At 70.0% G+C, this 16469-nt stretch carries 12 protein-coding genes; 10 read left to right on the forward strand and 2 right to left on the reverse strand.

The features are described from left to right. Positions 1-294 precede the first annotated feature (294 nt). The 5 genes from aceE to OF380_RS08365 all read left to right on the forward strand — a co-directional run bounded on the left by aceE (position 295) and on the right by OF380_RS08365 (position 9435). The gene (aceE, locus tag OF380_RS08345; protein WP_264050306.1) at positions 295-2958 is read left to right on the forward strand and encodes a pyruvate dehydrogenase (acetyl-transferring), homodimeric type; all 2664 of its coding nucleotides are present in this window, start codon (positions 295-297) and stop codon (positions 2956-2958) included. A gap of 116 nt (positions 2959-3074) precedes the next feature. Next, positions 3075-4397, forward strand: a complete 1323-nt coding sequence (gene aceF, locus OF380_RS08350) for a dihydrolipoyllysine-residue acetyltransferase (protein WP_264050307.1) — start codon at positions 3075-3077, stop codon at positions 4395-4397. A 40-nt stretch (positions 4398-4437) separates the two neighbouring features. After that, the gene (gene lpdA / locus OF380_RS08355; protein ID WP_264050309.1) at positions 4438-6303 is read left to right on the forward strand and encodes a dihydrolipoyl dehydrogenase; all 1866 of its coding nucleotides are present in this window, start codon (positions 4438-4440) and stop codon (positions 6301-6303) included. A gap of 134 nt (positions 6304-6437) precedes the next feature. After that, positions 6438-7073 carry a hypothetical protein gene (locus tag OF380_RS08360; RefSeq protein WP_264050310.1) on the forward strand — a complete coding sequence of 212 codons (636 nt, stop codon included), beginning with the start codon at positions 6438-6440 and terminating at the stop codon, positions 7071-7073. Positions 7074-7194: 121 nt separating this feature from the next. Then, positions 7195-9435 (forward strand): NADP-dependent malic enzyme, encoded by a 2241-nt coding sequence (locus tag OF380_RS08365; RefSeq protein WP_264050311.1) that lies wholly within the window; start codon positions 7195-7197, stop codon positions 9433-9435. A gap of 155 nt (positions 9436-9590) precedes the next feature. Here the strand turns inward: OF380_RS08365 and OF380_RS08370 are convergent, their stop codons facing one another. Beyond that, entirely contained in the window at positions 9591-10127 is a 537-nt protein-coding gene (locus OF380_RS08370) for a L,D-transpeptidase family protein (RefSeq protein WP_264050312.1), read from the reverse strand. A 294-nt stretch (positions 10128-10421) separates the two neighbouring features. Here OF380_RS08370 and OF380_RS08375 point away from each other — a divergent pair, with 294 nt between their 5' ends. The 5 genes from OF380_RS08375 to OF380_RS08395 all read left to right on the forward strand — a co-directional run bounded on the left by OF380_RS08375 (position 10422) and on the right by OF380_RS08395 (position 14522). Then, positions 10422-11108, forward strand: a complete 687-nt coding sequence (locus OF380_RS08375) for a response regulator transcription factor (RefSeq protein ID WP_264050313.1) — start codon at positions 10422-10424, stop codon at positions 11106-11108. A gap of 105 nt (positions 11109-11213) precedes the next feature. Next, a complete protein-coding gene (locus OF380_RS08380; RefSeq protein WP_264051246.1) occupies positions 11214-11672 on the forward strand; it encodes a cyclic nucleotide-binding domain-containing protein in 459 nt (152 codons plus the stop codon). A gap of 136 nt (positions 11673-11808) precedes the next feature. Then, positions 11809-12237: a hypothetical protein gene (locus OF380_RS08385; RefSeq protein ID WP_264050314.1), complete on the forward strand. Its 429-nt coding sequence runs from the start codon at positions 11809-11811 to the stop codon at positions 12235-12237. Between the two features lie 371 nt (positions 12238-12608). Further along, on the forward strand, positions 12609-13451 hold the full coding sequence (dapD, locus tag OF380_RS08390; protein WP_264050315.1) for a 2,3,4,5-tetrahydropyridine-2,6-dicarboxylate N-succinyltransferase: 843 nt from the start codon (positions 12609-12611) through the stop codon (positions 13449-13451). 195 nt (positions 13452-13646) lie between these two features. Continuing rightward, positions 13647-14522, forward strand: coding sequence for an alpha/beta fold hydrolase (locus OF380_RS08395; protein WP_264050316.1), 876 nt, complete (start codon positions 13647-13649; stop codon positions 14520-14522). 1010 nt (positions 14523-15532) lie between these two features. On the opposite strand, the gene OF380_RS08400 is transcribed toward OF380_RS08395, so the two are convergent. Beyond that, on the reverse strand, positions 15533-16387 hold the full coding sequence (locus tag OF380_RS08400) for a manganese catalase family protein (protein WP_264050317.1): 855 nt from the start codon (positions 16385-16387) through the stop codon (positions 15533-15535). Between the last annotated feature and the right edge of the window lie 82 nt (positions 16388-16469).

Here is a 16469-nt window from a genome sequence, read left to right on the forward strand (position 1 = left end):
TGCGTCCGAGGGTTGCGCTGACCGCAGGTTGTGGCGGCTTCCACGTCGATGCCATGCGTGGAAAGGACATCGGGGCGGGATTTGGCGGTCAAGGCGCCGGGTGCGGGTCCGGAAACCCAGACAAAAAAATTCAAACCCGTAACAAACTTCGCCGAACGACCATTCTGCCTTCCGACGAAGCCATTGCCACAAAACATGAAAATTGCTTGGGTGGGTTTGGCACGAAGGCTGCTCAACGGCGCCCAGCCAAATAAGCGGGTCTCACGACCCGCATAAAATCCCAGGAGGATGCCCATGGAGCGTAGCCGCGACCTCGACCCGGTCGAGACCCAGGAATGGCTGGATTCGCTGGACGGCGTCCTCGACGTCGACGGGCCGGAACGGGCGCATTACCTGATCGAGCAGGTCATCGACGGGGCCCGCAAGAAGGGCGCCCCCGTCCCGTACTCGGCCAACACCGCCTACCTGAACACGATCCTGCCCGAGAAGCAGGACCCGCATCCGGGCGACCGGGCGATCGAGCACCGCATCCGCTCGGCCATCCGCTGGAACGCCATCGCGATCATCCTGCGGGCGAACAAGGATTCCTCCGAGCTCGGCGGCCACATCGCCAGCTTCCAGTCGGCCGCGACCCTCTACGACACCGGCTTCATGCACTTCTGGCGCGGGGCCGATTCCGAGCATGGCGGCGACCTCATCTACGTGCAGGGCCATTCCTCGCCCGGCGTCTATGCCCGCGCGTTCCTCGAGGGGCGCCTGACCGAGGAGCAGCTCCTCGGCTTCCGCCAGGAAGTCGGCGGCAAGGGCCTGTCCTCCTATCCGCATCCCTGGCTGATGCCGGATTTCTGGCAGTTCCCCACCGTCTCGATGGGCCTCGGCCCCCTGATGGCGATCTACCAGGCGCGCTTCCTGCGCTACCTGCACCACCGCAACCTCGCGCAGACGGACGGCCGCAAGGTCTGGGCCTTCATGGGCGACGGCGAGATGGACGAGCCGGAGAGCCTCGGCGCCATCGCGCTCGCCGCGCGTGAGAAACTCGACAACCTCGTCTTCGTCATCAACTGCAACCTGCAGCGCCTCGACGGGCCGGTGCGCGGCAACGGCAAGATCGTCCAGGAACTCGAGGCCGATTTCCGGGGCGCGGGCTGGAACGTCATCAAGGTGCTGTGGGGCTCGGGCTGGGATGCCCTGATCCAGCGCGACACCACCGGCATGCTGGCGCGCCTCATGGAAGAGTGCGTCGACGGCGAGTACCAGGACTTCAAGTCGAAGAACGGCGCCTACATCCGCGAGCACTTCTTCGGGCGCTATCCCGAGACCGCGGCCCTCGTCGCCGAGATGAGCGACGACGACATCTGGCGCCTCACCCGCGGCGGCCACGACCCGCGCAAGGTCTTCGCCGCCTACAGCGCCGCCTCCAAGCACAAGGGCCAGCCGACCCTCATCCTCGCCAAGACCGTCAAGGGCTACGGCATGGGCGAATCGGGCGAAGGCCAGAACATCACCCACCAGCAGAAGAAGATGGGCGAGGCGGTCCTCAAGCAGTTCCGCGACCGCTTCCAGATCGACCTGACGGACGACCAGCTGAAGGAGATCCCCTTCATCAAGTTCCCCGAGGGCAGCCCCGAGCACCGCTACCTGATGGCGCGGCGCGAGGCGCTCGGCGGTCCGCTCCCGGCCCGGCGCTCCAAGTCCAAGTCGCTCGAGATCCCGCCGCTCTCGGCCTTCTCGGCCCAGCTCAAGGAGACCGCCGGCCGCGAGATCTCCACCACCATGGCCTTCGTGCGCATCCTCAACACGCTGCTGCGCGACAAGAACATCGGCAACCGCATCGTGCCGATCGTGCCCGACGAGAGCCGCACCTTCGGCATGGAGGGCATGTTCCGCCAGTTCGGCATCTTCTCCCAGGTCGGCCAGCTTTACCGGCCGGAGGATGCCAACCAGCTCATGTACTACAAGGAGGACAAGAACGGTCAGATGCTCCAGGAGGGCATCAACGAGCCGGGCGCGATGTCGTCCTGGATCGCGGCCGCGACCTCCTACTCGCACTCCGACGCGCCGACGATCCCGTTCTACGTCTACTACTCGATGTTCGGCTTCCAGCGGGTCGGGGATCTGGCCTGGGCGGCGGGCGACATGCGGGCGCGCGGCTTCCTCATCGGCGGCACGGCCGGGCGCACGACCCTCAACGGCGAGGGCCTGCAGCACGAGGACGGCCACAGCCACCTCATCTCGTCCACCATCCCGAACTGCGTCTCCTACGACCCGACCTTCTCGTACGAAGTCGCGGTGATCGTGCAGGACGGCCTGCGCCGGATGTATGCCGAGCAGGAGGACGTGTTCTACTACATCACCGTGATGAACGAGAACTACGAGCACCCCGGCATGCCGGAGGGCGCGGAGGCCGACATCATCAAGGGCATGTACCTCTTCAAGGAGGGGGCGAAGGAGACCACGCAGGGGCACCGGGTCCAGCTGCTGGGCTCGGGCACCATCCTGCGCGAGGTCATCGCGGCGGCCGAGCTCCTGGAGACGGATTTCGGCATCGCCTCCGACATCTGGAGCTGCCCGAGCTTCACCGAACTGCGCCGCGACGCGATGGCGGCGGAGCGCTGGAACCTCCTGCACCCGCTCGAGGGCAAGCGCCTCTCCCACGTCGAGACCTGCCTCGCCGGCCGCACCGGCCCGGTGATCGCCTCGACGGACTACATGCGCCTGTTCGCCGACCAGATCCGCGCCTGGGTGCCCGGACGCTACCGCGTCCTGGGGACGGACGGCTTCGGCCGCTCGGACTACCGGGTCCGCCTGCGCGACTTCTTCGAGGTCAACCGGCACTGGGTCGTGGTGGCGGCCCTGCACAGCCTCGCCGCGGACGGCGTGATCCCGGCCCAGACGGTCGCGGACGCCATCGCCAAGTACGGCATCGACACGGACCGGCCGGCACCCTGGACCGTCTGATCCGGCACGCGCCGGCCGCCCGAGCGCGGCCGGCGCCCCGACGTCCCGACCCTTTCATCGAACAGACCGCACGAGGGGGCCCGCGAGAGGCCCCGCCTCACCAGGGAGACTACGCAGTGGGCATCGAGATCCAGATTCCGGACATCGGCGACTTCAAGGACATTCCGATCATCGAGATCCACGTGAAGGAGGGCGACACGATCGGGCCCGACGACCCGCTGGTCTCGCTGGAATCCGACAAGGCGACCATGGACGTGCCCTCGCCGAGCGCCGGCGTGGTGGAGCGGATCCTGGTCAAGCTCGGCGACAAGGTGAGCGAGGGCTCGCCCCTCCTCGTGTTCAAGGGCGAGGGCGCCAAGGGTGACACCCAGGCCGCCGCGAAGGCCGCCGACGCCCCCGCCGGCGCCGACAGCGCCGCGTTGCTCGCCAAGCAGGAGCCCGCGCCGGGTGTGGCTCCCGCGCCGGCTGCCCCCACGCCTGCCGCATCGGCCGGCAACCTCCCCGATTTCTCGCAGGTCCATGCCAGCCCCGGCGTGCGGCGTCTGGCCCGCGAACTCGGCCTCGACCTCACCGCCGTGAAGGGCACCGGCGAGAAGGGCCGGATCACCAAGGAGGACGTGAAGGGTCACCTCACGCGCGCGGCCGCCCCGGCGCCTGGCGCGTCCGGCACCGCCGCGTTCGCCGGCGGCGGCATGGGCATCCCCGAGATCCCGGCCGTCGACTTCTCGAAGTTCGGCCCGATCGAGACCCAACCCCTGTCGCGGATCAAGAAGATCTCCGGCGCGCACCTGCACCGGTCCTGGCTCAACGTGCCGCTCGTCACCCACCAGGACGAGTCGGACATCACCGAGACCGACGCCTACCGCAAGGAGCTCGACAACGCCGGCAAGGAACTGAAGGACAAGGGCTACCGCGTCACCCTGCTGGCCTTCCTGATCAAGGCCGCCGTCTCGGCCCTGCGCAAGCACCCCGAGTTCAACGCCTCGCTCAGCCCCGAGAAGGACGCGCTGATCCTCAAGCGCTACTACAACATCGGCGTGGCGGTCGACACGCCGGACGGCCTCGTCGTGCCGGTGATCAAGGATGCCGACCGCAAGGGCATCGTCGAGATCAGCCGCGATCTCGGGGCGATCTCGGCCAAAGCCCGCGACGGCAAGCTCAGCGCCGCCGACATGCAGGGCGCCACCTTCTCGATCTCCAGCCTCGGCGGCATCGGCGGCACCTCCTTCACGCCGCTGGTCAACGCCCCCGAGGTCGCGATCCTCGGCGTCGCCCGCTCGAAGATGAGCCCGGTCTGGAACGGCACCGAGTTCAAGCCGCGCCTGATCGTGCCGCTCTCGCTCTCCTACGACCACCGCGTCATCGACGGCGCGCTCGCCGCGCGCTTCGCCCGCCACCTCGCCCACGTCCTCGAGGACGTCCGCCGCCTCGTCGTCTGACGAGGTCCGGCCCGCGCGAAACAACGAGTGAGGTGAAGCGATGAGCAGCAACGACATCCACCTGCCGGATATCGGCGACTTCAAGGACGTGCCGGTCATCGAGGTCAGCGTCAGCCCCGGCGACGTGATCTCGGTGGACGACGTCATCGTCGTGCTCGAATCCGACAAGGCGACCATGGACATCCCGTCCCCGGTGGCCGGCACGGTGGCCGAGGTGAAGATCAAGCCGGGCGACACCGTCAGCCAGGGCGACCTGATCCTGGTCATGGCCGCCGCTGCCGGGGCCGGCGCCGCCAAGCCGGCGGTGACGGACACCACCAAGGCGGACACCTCCAAGGCGGGCGCCGGCGCGCCCACCAACGGCGCGCCCGCCCACGCCCCGGGCGAGGGCCAGGCCGGCTACGGCTCGTCGGCCACCGCGACCGGCGGGGCGGCTCCGGCCCCGGCTCCGAAGGGGGCCGCCCCCGTCTCCGGCGAGGAGATGCGGGCGCAGGTGCTCGTCATCGGCGCCGGGCCCGGCGGCTACACCGCCGCGTTCCGGGCGGCCGATCTCGGCCAGTCGGTGGTGCTGGTGGAGCGCTGGCCGAATCTCGGCGGCGTCTGCCTCAACGTGGGCTGCATTCCCTCCAAGGCCCTGCTGCATGCGGCCAAGGTCATCGACGAGAGCCACGCCATGGCGGCGCACGGCATCTCCTTCACCGCGCCGCAGATCGACATCGACAAGCTGCGCGACTGGAAGGACGGGGTGGTCAAGCGCCTCACCGGCGGCCTCACCGGGCTCGCCAAGCAGCGCAAGGTCACGGTGGTGACGGGCGAGGCCCGCTTCGTCAGCCCGAACCAGGTCGCCGTCGAGCACGAGGGCCAGACCCGGATCATCGGCTTCGATCACGCCATCATCGCGGCCGGCTCCGAGCCGGTGCAGATGCCCTTCATCCCGCACGACGACCCGCGCGTCATCGACTCGACGGGAGCGCTCGAACTCGACGGCGTCCCGGCCCGCCTCCTCGTGATCGGCGGCGGCATCATCGGGCTGGAGATGGCCACCGTCTACCATGCGCTCGGTTCGAAGGTGACCATCGTCGAGTTGATGGACCAGATCATCCCGGGTGCGGACAAGGACATGGTCACGCCGCTGATGAAGCGGATCTCGAAGCAGTACGAGGCGATCCACCTCAAGGCCAAGGTCACCGCCGTCGCGGCGACGCCGGAGGGGCTGAAGGTCTCGTTCGAGGGCGGCACCGCGCCGGCCAGCGACACCTTCGACAAGGTGCTGGTCTCGGTGGGGCGGCGCCCCAACGGCAAGCGCATCGGCGCGGAAGCGGCGGGCGTCGCCGTGGACGAGCGCGGCTTCATCGCCGTCGACAAGCAGATGCGCACCAACGTGCCCCACATCTTCGCCATCGGCGACGTGGTCGGCCAGCCCATGCTCGCCCACAAGGCGACGCACGAGGGCAAGGTCGCGGCGGAAGTGGCGGCCGGCAAGGCCAGCGCCTTCGACGCCAAGGTCATCCCCTCGGTGGCCTATACCGATCCGGAGGTGGCCTGGGTCGGCATGACCGAGAACGAGGCCAAGGCGAAGGGCATCAAGGTCGGCAAGGGCGTGTTCCCCTGGGCGGCCTCGGGACGCTCCCTGGCGCTCGGGCGCGAGGAGGGCCTGACCAAGGTGCTGTTCGACCCCGAGACCGACCGCATCCTCGGCTGCGGCATCGTCGGGCCGTCGGCGGGCGACCTCATCGCGGAAGCCGCGCTCGCCATCGAGATGGGGGCGGATGCCGAGGATATCGGCCTGACCATCCACCCGCACCCAACCCTGTCGGAGACGATCGGACTGGCGGCCGAGGCCTTCGAGGGCACCATCACCGATCTCTACATGCCTCGGAAGGACGGGCCGAAAAAAGCCCACTGAGGACGGCCCAGCGACGACAGCCTGACGAACGCCGCTCCGCGTGAGGGGCCGGCTCGATCGGAAGACGGGGCCGCGCCGGACCGGCGCGGCCCTCGCGGAGCCGGTGGGGGCTCCGGCTTCAGGAGACGCGCCACATGTCATCGAACGAGACCGACACGCCGGCCGATCCGGCCCTGCGGCAGGCCGAGGCCGCCCGCGACGCCGTCATCCGGGCCATGGGGGACTACGTCGATCGCCTCGCGGCCCTGAGCCGCGCGGCCCGCAACGACCTCGACGCCGACCTGCAGGCGGCGGGCCGGCTGATCACCCGCAACACCCACCGGCAGCTCGCCGCCAACCTCACCCTGGTGCGGCGGATGATGGAGGCGCGCAGCCTGCCGGCGCTGCTCCAGCTGCAGCAGGAGTTCCTGCAGCGCCAGGCGCAATGGGCGGTGCGCGACTGGGAGCGGATGAGCGCCCAGGCGCTCGCCCTCCTCCAGGAAGGCCGGCAGGCGGCGGCGCTGGAGCGGCCGGAACCGCAGGATTTCGAATCACCGGATTCGACTCCTCCGAGTCTCGAACCCCCGGGCTCGGATCTCCCGGGCTCGGATCTCCCGGGCTCGGATCTTCCGGGCTCGGATCTTCCGGGCTCCGAACCCCCGGGCTCCGAGTCTCGCGATTCCGAGTCTCCCGACTCCGCGTCTCCGGATTCCGAGTCCCTCTTGCCCCCCGTGGAGGCGCCGGCGGCCGGTCCGCCCGCCGCCGATCCGGATCGGCCGGGCTCGTCCTGAACCCGGACGGTCCCGCCCTCGGCACCACCCGACACCCGAACCGGACGCCGCCGCCCCGATGCCCTGCGCGGGGCGATGGCGTCCGTCACTCCAAAGCACGACGAAACCGGGAACGACGACGATGAGCAAAGACACCGACCTGCGCACGGCGGGCGCCGCGGCGAACGCGGATGCCGGCACCGAGGCCGCCCTGACCCGGGCCGCCCTCGATTACCACCGCTTCCCCGCGCCGGGTAAGATCTCGGTCCAGCCCACCAAGGACATGAGCACCCAGCGCGACCTCGCGCTCGCCTATTCGCCGGGCGTCGCCGCCGCCTGCATGGCGATCCACCACGAGCCCGAGGAGGCCTACAGCCTGACCTCGCGCGGCAACCTCGTGGCGGTCATCACCAACGGCACGGCGGTGCTGGGCCTCGGCAACATCGGTGCGCTCGCCGGCAAGCCCGTGATGGAGGGCAAGGGCTGCCTGTTCAAGAAGTTCGCCGGCATCGACGTGTTCGACATCGAGGTGGACGAGACCGACCCGGAGAAGTTCATCGAGACCGTGGCCCGCCTCGAGCCGACCTTCGGCGGCATCAACCTCGAGGACATCAAGGCCCCCGAATGCTTCGTCATCGAGACGAAGCTGCGCGAGCGCATGAAGATCCCGGTCTTCCACGACGACCAGCACGGCACCGCCATCGTCGCGGCCGCCGCCCTCATCAATGCGCTCCAGGTGGTGGGCAAGCCCATCGAGAGCGCCAACCTCGTCTGCTCGGGCGCGGGGGCCGCCGCCATCGCCTGCCTCAACATCCTGGTGGGCCTCGGCCTGCGCAAGGAGAACATCTTCGTCTGCGATTCGCGCGGCGTGGTCTCCACCGAGCGGATGGCCTCCCTGGACGAGCAGAAGCGGGCCTATGCCCGCGACACGCAGGCCCGCAGCCTCGGCGACGCCATCCGGGGCGCCGACATCTTCCTCGGCGTCTCTCAGGGCGGCGTGCTCAAGGCCGAGATGGTCGCCGCCATGGCGGACCGGCCCATCATCCTGGCGCTCGCCAACCCGGACCCGGAGATCCTGCCCGAACTCGCCAAGCAGGTCCGGCCGGACTGCCTCATCGCCACCGGCCGCTCGGACTACCCGAACCAGGTCAACAACGTCCTGTGCTTCCCCTTCATCTTCCGGGGCGCCCTCGATGTCGGTGCCACTGAGATCAACGAGGCGATGAAGCTCGCCGCCGTGCGCGCCATCGCCGACCTCGTCCATGCCGAGCAGTCGGACGTGGTGGCCGCCGCCTACGGCGCCAACGACCTGCGCTTCGGCCCCGATTACCTCATCCCGCGCCCCTTCGATCCGCGCCTGATCACCACCGTCGCCCCGGCGGTGGCCCAGGCGGCCATCGACAGCGGCGTCGCGACCCGGCCCTTCCGGGACGTGGATTCCTACCGCCGCTCCCTGGAGCGCCTCGTCTACACCTCCGGCACCGTGATGCAGCCCGTCTTCGCAGCGGCCTCCGAGGCCGGCGGCAAGCGGATCGCCTTCGCGGAAGGCGAGGAGGACCGGATCCTGCGGGCCGCCCAGGTGGTGGTGGACGAGCGCCTCGCCCGCCCCGTCCTCGTCGGCCGCGCGGACGCGATCGCCGAGACGATCGCGCGCCTCGGCCTGCGCATCCGGATCGGCACGGATGTCGACGTCGTCGAGGCGGACGGCGCCCACACCGCCCGGGCCGCGCAGCTCCTGGCCGAGGGCGGCGTCGACGGCATGCTCTGCGGCACCACCGGCACCTACCCGGCCCACCTCGCCGAGGTCTCGGGCACGATCGGCCTGAAGGCCGGCGCCCGCGGGCTTGCCGCCATGGGGCTGCTGCAGCTGCCCCGGCACACGCTGTTCATCTGCGACCCCTACATCCACCGCGACCCCAGCGCGGAGGAGATCGCCGAGATGACGGTGCTGGCGGCCGCCGAGATGCGCCGCTTCGGCCAGATCCCGCACGCGGCCCTGGTCGCCTCCTCGAACTTCGGCAGCGTGGACGATCCCGCGTCGCGCAAGATGCGGGAGGCCCTGGAGCTCATCCGCGCGCGGGCGCCGGAGCTCGAGATCGACGGCGAGATGTCGGCCGACACCGCGCTCAGCCGGACGATCCTCGGGCGCGTGCGGCCGGATTCCAGCCTGACGGCGGAGGCCAACCTCCTCGTCATGCCGAATCTCGACGCGGCCAACATCACCTTCAACGCCCTCAAGGTGATCGCCGGCCAGGGGGTCTCCATCGGCCCGATCCTGCTCGGCGCGGCCCGGCCCGTGCACATCCTGACGCCCACCGCCACGGTGCGCGGCATCGTCAACATGACGGCCCTGACGGCGGCCTCGGCCGACATAGCGGGCTGAGCCTGGATGCGCCTGTCCGGATCCCCGCAAGGGGCGCGGGCAGGCGCGCGATCAAAAAATAAGCCGGCTCTCCTGTAGGTGAGCCGGCTACGGACGAACCGGGGTCGACGCCCCGGATGTTGCGTACCCGCAAGGGCGCCGTCGAAAATCCCCGGCTAGCCGATGTGCAGGCGGGTGCGCGGGCCGACCCGGCGCAGAAGGCGCACGAGGTCCGCCCGCCGGAGGGCGACGCAGCCTTCGGTCGGCAGGTAGCCCGGCCGCGCCACGTGCAGGAAGATCGCCGAGCCGTGGCCGCGCCGGATCGGATCCCGGTTGTAGTCGAGGTCGACCACGAGGTCGTAGAGTCCGTCCTCCCGCCACATCCGCTCGTGCCCGACGCCCGGCGCCGGCAGGCGGATCGGCCGGTTGTAGCGCCGGTCGCGCGCGTCGTCGCACCATCCGTCGCCCGGCGCGCTCGGCCGCAGGGGGAGGGGGCTCGGCGGGCGCCCGCCGAAATGGTCCGGCCGGTACACCCCCCCGCGCAGGCGGAACGCGCCCCGCGGCGAGGCGCCGTCGCCCTCCCGCTTGGTCTGGGCGATGCCCGCGCGCCCCAGGGCGCAGGGGATCACCGCCGCGCCCGCCAGGAGCTGCCCCCGCGTCCGGTCGGCGACGAGGGCGCGCACGCGCAGGCGGGAGAGGGTGGTTCGCTTCATGCCTCGCCTTATCACCGCGGCGCGGCGCCGGGGCTACGAATTGCCGCGCACGTGTGAAACCTAAAGACACGCGCAGACGTTGTGGGGTAGTTTGACTGCGCACAACCGTATTGTGCGCATTCGGATTTGCTGCATAGGTATGCAGAAGGCGAATCTGCGGAGGCGGGAAACGGCGTCCATGTCATCATCTTCCCAACGGACACCGCGTCGCGCGCGCCTGCTGTTTCTCTTCCATCGTGCGCGGAAGCCCGCCCGCCGCCCTGCCCTGAAATCTGCCTGAAAGTCCTTCGGTCGATGCCGAATAAACACTGCTTGCTGATCTGTGACGACGATGAATCCCTGCGGGAGACATTGACCGAACAATTCGACCTCCACCCCGAATTCACCGTGATCGGCGCCGCCGACGGGCAGAGCGCGGTCACCCGCGTGACGGAGGGGCGGGTCGACCTTGCGGTGATGGATGTCGGCCTGCCCGACATGGACGGGCGCGAGGCGGTGCGGGCCATGCGCCGCAACGGCTATCGCGGCCCCGTCATCATGCTGACGGCCCAGGATTCGGAGGACGACACCGTCGAGGGGCTGGAAGCGGGCGCCAACGACTACGTCACCAAGCCGTTCAAGTTCGCGGTCCTGCTCGCCCGCATCCGCGCCCACCTGCGCAGCCACGAAGCCAGCGAGGACGCGGTCTTCCAGATCGGCCCCTACACCTTCCGGCCCGGCGCCAAGCTGCTGGTGGGCGAGCGCGGCTCGAAGCTGAAGCTCACCGAGAAGGAGACCGCGATCCTGCGCTTCCTCTACCGCGCCGGGCGCGAGGTGGTCGGCCGCGACACGCTGCTCGCCGAGGTCTGGGGCTACAACGCGCAGGTCACCACCCACACGCTGGAAACCCACATCTACCGCCTGCGCCAGAAGATCGAGCCGAATCCGGCGCTCGCCGCGATCCTGGTCACGGAGGGCGGCGGCTACAAGCTGCTGCCCTGACGGATCGCAAGGTTGCCCTGACGGATCGCAAGGCTGTCCCGACGTATCGCAAATCCGCCGCCTCGGCTAAGCTCCCCGCCTGATCGCGACGGGATGAGGCGGCACGTGGGGCTCGACGACGACATCGCGATCCTGAGCGCCGCGCCGCTGTTCGGGTTCATGGACCGGGACGCCCTGCGCCTGCTCTCCTTCGCCGCCGAGCGCCGGAGTCTGGCCGCCGGCGAGCGCCTGTTCGCCCGGGGCGAGCGCGCCGATGGCGGCTTCGTGGTGATGTCGGGCACCCTCACGCTCACCCCTCACGGAGCCCAGGCCGCGCCCGTCACGGTGGGACGGTCGAGCCTGATCGGCCGCCTCGCCCTGTTCCAGCGCGGGGAACGCCCGTGCGACGCCGATGCGGCGCAGGCGGCGGAGGTGGTCCGCATCACGCCGACGCTGATGCGCCGCGTGCTGGAGGAATTCCCCGACGCCGCGCGGGCGATCCACGCGGACCTGCGCTCCGATCTCGCCGACTTCGCGGGGAGCCTCGTCGGCCTGAGCGTGCGGTTCGACGCCATCGCCCCCTGAGGGCGCGCACGCACGGTCCGCGTTTCGAAACGATTTGTCACCACATTGCGTCCATTCTGGCGAAGCGAAAGGGTCCCGCGCGGGGCCGACACGCCACCTCGGGGTTCGTCGGGGCCGCGCAGGGATTGGGGATGTGATGACGGGGCGCGCGGAGGACGAGCGGAAGGGATGGCCCGCGCAGGCGGCGGCCATCGCCGTCTTCGCGACGGTGATCGCGGGGGCGGGCTACCTGCTCTACGAGCGATCGACCCGCCTGCTGATCTGCTACGAGACCAACGCCACCCTGCCCGACGAGGCCTATGTCGACATCATGATCCGCGACATCGTCAAGAACGGCGATCACGGCGGACGGGCCTATGCCAACCGGGTCGAATATCTCGAAGACAAGACCGAATGCTGCACCATCGAGCGGGTGCCCAGTGCCATCGTGGAAGGACGGACGGGCCGGCGCGAGGTCGCGGTCTCGGCCAAGTACTACAACACCGCGATGAAGGACTACTTCTTCATCGAGCGCCGCTACGACGCCTGCGGCCATGCCAGCGGGAAGCCGATGACTGCGGGGTGATGACTGCGGGGCGATGACGGCATGCCGAGGCGGTCTCGTCGGTCACCCGCCGCCAGGGCCGGGATGATCGAACCGAAACGGCGTCTCGCGCGCGCGCGGATGCGTGTCCCCGCGTGACGCTCAGGGTGGAGGGAACCGTGTCCGGGCCGGTGTGAACGACCCGCTGCTCCCGAAAGTCCTTCGACTGCTCCCGAAAGTCCTGCGACGGCTCCCGAACGTCCTGCGACGCACCGGCTTCCCGGCAACGTCGCTCCGCACAGAACGCTTCACGGGAGGCCGCCCACGGAAGGCGCGCCGCGAAGGTGACAGGCCGGGCGGGCTTTTGTAAGCACGGGGCCCGTTCCCCGAGCCCCTTCCGGAAGGCCCCGTCCATGTCCCACGCCGACCTCGCCGCCACCATCGAGTCCGCCTGGGAGGAGCGCTCCGGCATCGACACCGGCACCAAGGGCGCCGTGCGCGAGGCCGTCGAGGCGGCCCTCGACCTGCTCGATTCCGGCGAGGCCCGCGTCGCCGAGAAGGCCGGCGACGACTGGCAGGTGAACCAGTGGCTCAAGAAGGCGGTGCTGCTGTCCTTCCGCCTCAACGACATGGAGATCATCCATGGCGGCCCCGACGGCGCGACCTGGTGGGACAAGGTGCCCTCGAAGTTCGAAGGCTGGAAGAAGAAGCATTTTCGCGAGGCCGGCTTCCGGGCGGTGCCCGGCTGCATCGTGCGGCGCGGCTCCTACATCGCCCCCGGCGCGGTGCTGATGCCGAGCTTCATCAACCTCGGCGCCCGCGTCGGCGAGGGCACCATGGTGGACACCTGGGTCACCATCGGCTCCTGCGCGCAGGTGGGGAAGAACTGCCACATCTCGGGGGGCGCCGGCATCGCGGGCGTACTCGAGCCGCTCCAGGCCAACCCGGTCATCATCGAGGACAATTGCTTCATCGGCGCCCGCGCCGAGGTGGCCGAGGGCGTGATCGTCGGCGAGGGCAGCGTGCTCTCCATGGGCGTCTACATCGGCGCCTCGACCAAGATCATCGACCGCACCACCGGCGAGGTCATGTACGGCCGCGTGCCGCCCTACTCGGTGGTGGTGTCCGGCACCACGCCGGGCAAGGACCTGCCGGACGGCAGCCCCGGCCCCGGCCTGTACTGCGCCGTGATCGTCAAGCGCGTCGATGCCGGAACGCGCTCCAAGACCGCGATCAACGAACTCCTGCGCACCTGATCCGCAGCGGGCCCCATCGCACGACCGGGCTCCGAGCGTCGTCCCATCCGGGGCGGCGCTCGGTCGCGTGCCGGTGCGGGCGGTGCCGCCCCATCTGGGGGCCGTGATATCGTCCGGGATGCCAGGATCCGGGATCCTGAGTCCCGGATCCAGGGTCCCGTATCCAGGACCCAGAAGGCGAGGACGAGGCGAGCGATGACCGAACCGGCCCATTCCACCCGGACGTTCGAACTCGGGTTCGCCGGGCGCCGCGTTCCGACCCCCTACGACGTCGTCGGCAACGGTCCCGACGCCCTGCTGCTGCCGGCCCTGTCGTCGATCTCGGCCCGGGTGGAGATGCGGTCCCTGGCCAAGGATCTCGGGCACGGCTACCGCTGCCTGGTGCCGGACTGGCCGGGCTTCGGCGATCATGTCCGCGCCCGGGTGCCGATGACTCCGGGGACGATGCACGCCTTCCTCGACGCCCTGCTGGCGGCGGCGCCCGGTCCCTACGCGCTGGCGGTCGGAGCCGGCCATGCGGCCGGCTACCTCGTGGCCGCCGCCCGGCGCCATCCGGGGGCCTTCGCGCGCCTCGTCCTCGTCGCCCCGACCTGGCGTGGCCCGCTGCCCACCGCCCTGGGGCCGGAGCGCCAGGGCCTGTTCGCCGGCCTGCGCCGGGCCGTCGAGCTGCCGCTGCTGGGCGACGCCCTCTACCGCATCAACATCAGCCGCCCGGTCATCGGCCGGATGATGCGCGCCCATGTCTACGCCGACCCCGACCACGTCACCCCGGGGGTGATCGCCGACAAGCACGCCATCACGCGCCAGAACGGGGGCCGCTTCGGCACCGCCGCCTTCGTCACGGGCGGCCTCGACCCCTTCGCGACGCGCCGGGACTTCCTCGACCAGTTCGAGGCGCCGGGCCTGCCGCCGATCCTGGTGCTGCGGCCGGAACGGGCGCCCCGCCGCTCGGGGGCCGAGATCGACGCGCTGATCGCCACCGGCCGGGTCGCCCGCGCCTCGGTGCCGGGCGCCCTCGCTCCGCACGAGGAATATCCCGGCGCGGTCGCGGACGCGATCCGCGCCGCCTGAGCGGATTTTTGCGCACGGATCGCCCTGCCGTTGCGGGGAGGGCCAGGGTGCCGGCACGCCGGTCCTGAATTCCTGCGAACCGGATCGCCTGGAGCGCTTCAGCTTCCGAAGTGAGGCGCCGGCACCCCCACCTCCGGCTCCTCCCCGCAAGGGGGAGGAGAGCGGTGCTGGACCTTTGTAGGCTTGCGCTCGTGCGATCGGTTTTCCTGCCCCGAGCGCGGATGTGAAAGCTGACGCTATCGGGAGTTCGAACCACAACGGCTTCCCCTCCCCCTTGCGGGGAGGGCCAGGGTGGGGGTGCCGGCACGCCGCTCCTGAGGTCCCCCAAACCGGATCGCCAAGGGTGCCTCAACGTCCGAAGTAAGGCGCCGGCACCCCCACCTCCGGCTCCTCCCCGCAAGGGGGAGGAGAGCGGTGCTAGACTGTCTTGGGTTCGTGCTGGGAGGATCGGTTTCTCTGCCCCGAACGCGGCTGTGAAAGCTGGCGCTATACGGCGTTCGAACCACGACGGCCTCCCCTCCCCCTTGCGGGGAGGGTCAGGGTGGGGGTGCCGGCACGCCGGTTCTGAGTTCCCCCGAACCGGATCGCCAAGGGTGCCTCAACGTCCGAAGTAAGGCGCCGGCACCCCCACCTCCGGCTCCTCCCCGCAAGGGGGAGGAGAGCGGTGCCGAACGGACTTGGGTTTATGCTGGGCCAATCCGTTTCTCCCACCCGAACGCGGATGTGAAGGCCGGCGAGATCCGGCGTTCGAACCACGACGGCCCCGTTGCGGCAGGGCGTCCGGCGGCATCGAAAGCCCCGCCACGCCGTGTCATCCCGGAGCGGCGCAGGGGAACCCGGGACCCACAAACCCAGGTTCGACAAGGTCCTGCTCCGGCGGCGCCCGGAATGCCAGCGCGGCCATCTGGGATCACCCGCCCGTCACGGCAGGGCTGAGGTGAGGTGGCGCCCATCTCCGGACAGGTCACGCACCGCACCCCGTTCCTCTCTCGAAGGAGAGGAAACCCGAGTCACATCTGCTGGGTCTGGGCGCCGCTGTCGGGCCGCGCCGGACCGAGGTTCGGCACGTCGCCCATGGGCTCGTTCTGGACGACGGTGAACTCGCCCTTGCCGTCCAGCGAGGGGCCGCTGGTCCAGCGTCCGGCCGGCGGGGCCGAGCCGTCGCGGGTGGTGGCGAAGAAGTTGTAGTTGAACTTCTCGTGCTCCTTGCTCTGCGGGAAGCTGTTGGGGATCGGCAGGTTGCCCTCGTAGCCGCCGAGCTCCTCCACCACCGCGAGCCATTGCTGCTGGTGCATGGTGTCCCGGGCGATGAGGAAGTGCAGCATGTCCTTCATGCCGGCATCGTGGGCGGCGTTGAACAGGCGCACCGCCAGCACCCGGCCTGTCGCCTCGGCGGCGACGTTGCAGTACATGTCCGCCGCGAGGTTGCCGCTGGCATAGACGTGGCTCATGTCGAAGGGCAGGCCGTCGCAATTGGCCGGGTAGGCCGCCATGCCGGTGGAGAGCACGTGCCGGTGCAGCATGCCCTCGATGGTGTGGCGCGGGTTGCCGCCGCCCATCACGGCCCCGACCACGCTGTCGGCGGCGCCTTCCTCCTGCAGGGAGGTCGGAGCGTTCTCCAGGTTCAGCGCCACGGCCGTGGCGAGCATCTCGATATGCCCGACCTCCTCCGTGGCGGTGTTGAGGAGCATGTCACGGTACTTCGTCGTCGGTCCGCGCGCGCCCCAGCCCTGGAAGAAGTACTGCATGCAGACGCGGATCTCGCCCTCGATGCCGCCGATCGCCTGTTGGAGCATGCGGGCGAAGATCGGGTCCGGGCTGTCGACCTTGACCGGATACTGGAGGCGCTTGTCGTAGTATAACATGCGTTAATCTCGCTCAGCTCGAACAAAAAGAGCCCGCACGTCATGAAGACGGCGGTGCGATCGGGGCCGCATCGAAAGCATC

The organism is Methylobacterium sp. FF17, assembly GCF_025813715.1.
GTDB lineage: Bacteria > Pseudomonadota > Alphaproteobacteria > Rhizobiales > Beijerinckiaceae > Methylobacterium > Methylobacterium flocculans.

Bases quoted from the DNA above. Each gene is read 5' to 3' on its own strand.
- aceE (WP_264050306.1), top strand. From the start codon at position 295: ATGGAGCGTAGCCGCGACCTCGACCCGGTCGAGACCCAGGAATGGCTG.
- lpdA (WP_264050309.1), top strand. From the start codon at position 4,438: ATGAGCAGCAACGACATCCACCTGCCGGATATCGGCGACTTCAAGGAC.
- OF380_RS08360 (WP_264050310.1), top strand. From the start codon at position 6,438: ATGTCATCGAACGAGACCGACACGCCGGCCGATCCGGCCCTGCGGCAG.
- OF380_RS08365 (WP_264050311.1), top strand. From the start codon at position 7,195: ATGAGCAAAGACACCGACCTGCGCACGGCGGGCGCCGCGGCGAACGCG.
- OF380_RS08370 (WP_264050312.1), bottom strand. From the start codon at position 10,127: ATGAAGCGAACCACCCTCTCCCGCCTGCGCGTGCGCGCCCTCGTCGCC.
- OF380_RS08375 (WP_264050313.1), top strand. From the start codon at position 10,422: ATGCCGAATAAACACTGCTTGCTGATCTGTGACGACGATGAATCCCTG.
- OF380_RS08385 (WP_264050314.1), top strand. From the start codon at position 11,809: ATGACGGGGCGCGCGGAGGACGAGCGGAAGGGATGGCCCGCGCAGGCG.
- dapD (WP_264050315.1), top strand. From the start codon at position 12,609: ATGTCCCACGCCGACCTCGCCGCCACCATCGAGTCCGCCTGGGAGGAG.
- OF380_RS08395 (WP_264050316.1), top strand. From the start codon at position 13,647: ATGACCGAACCGGCCCATTCCACCCGGACGTTCGAACTCGGGTTCGCC.
- OF380_RS08400 (WP_264050317.1), bottom strand. From the start codon at position 16,387: ATGTTATACTACGACAAGCGCCTCCAGTATCCGGTCAAGGTCGACAGC.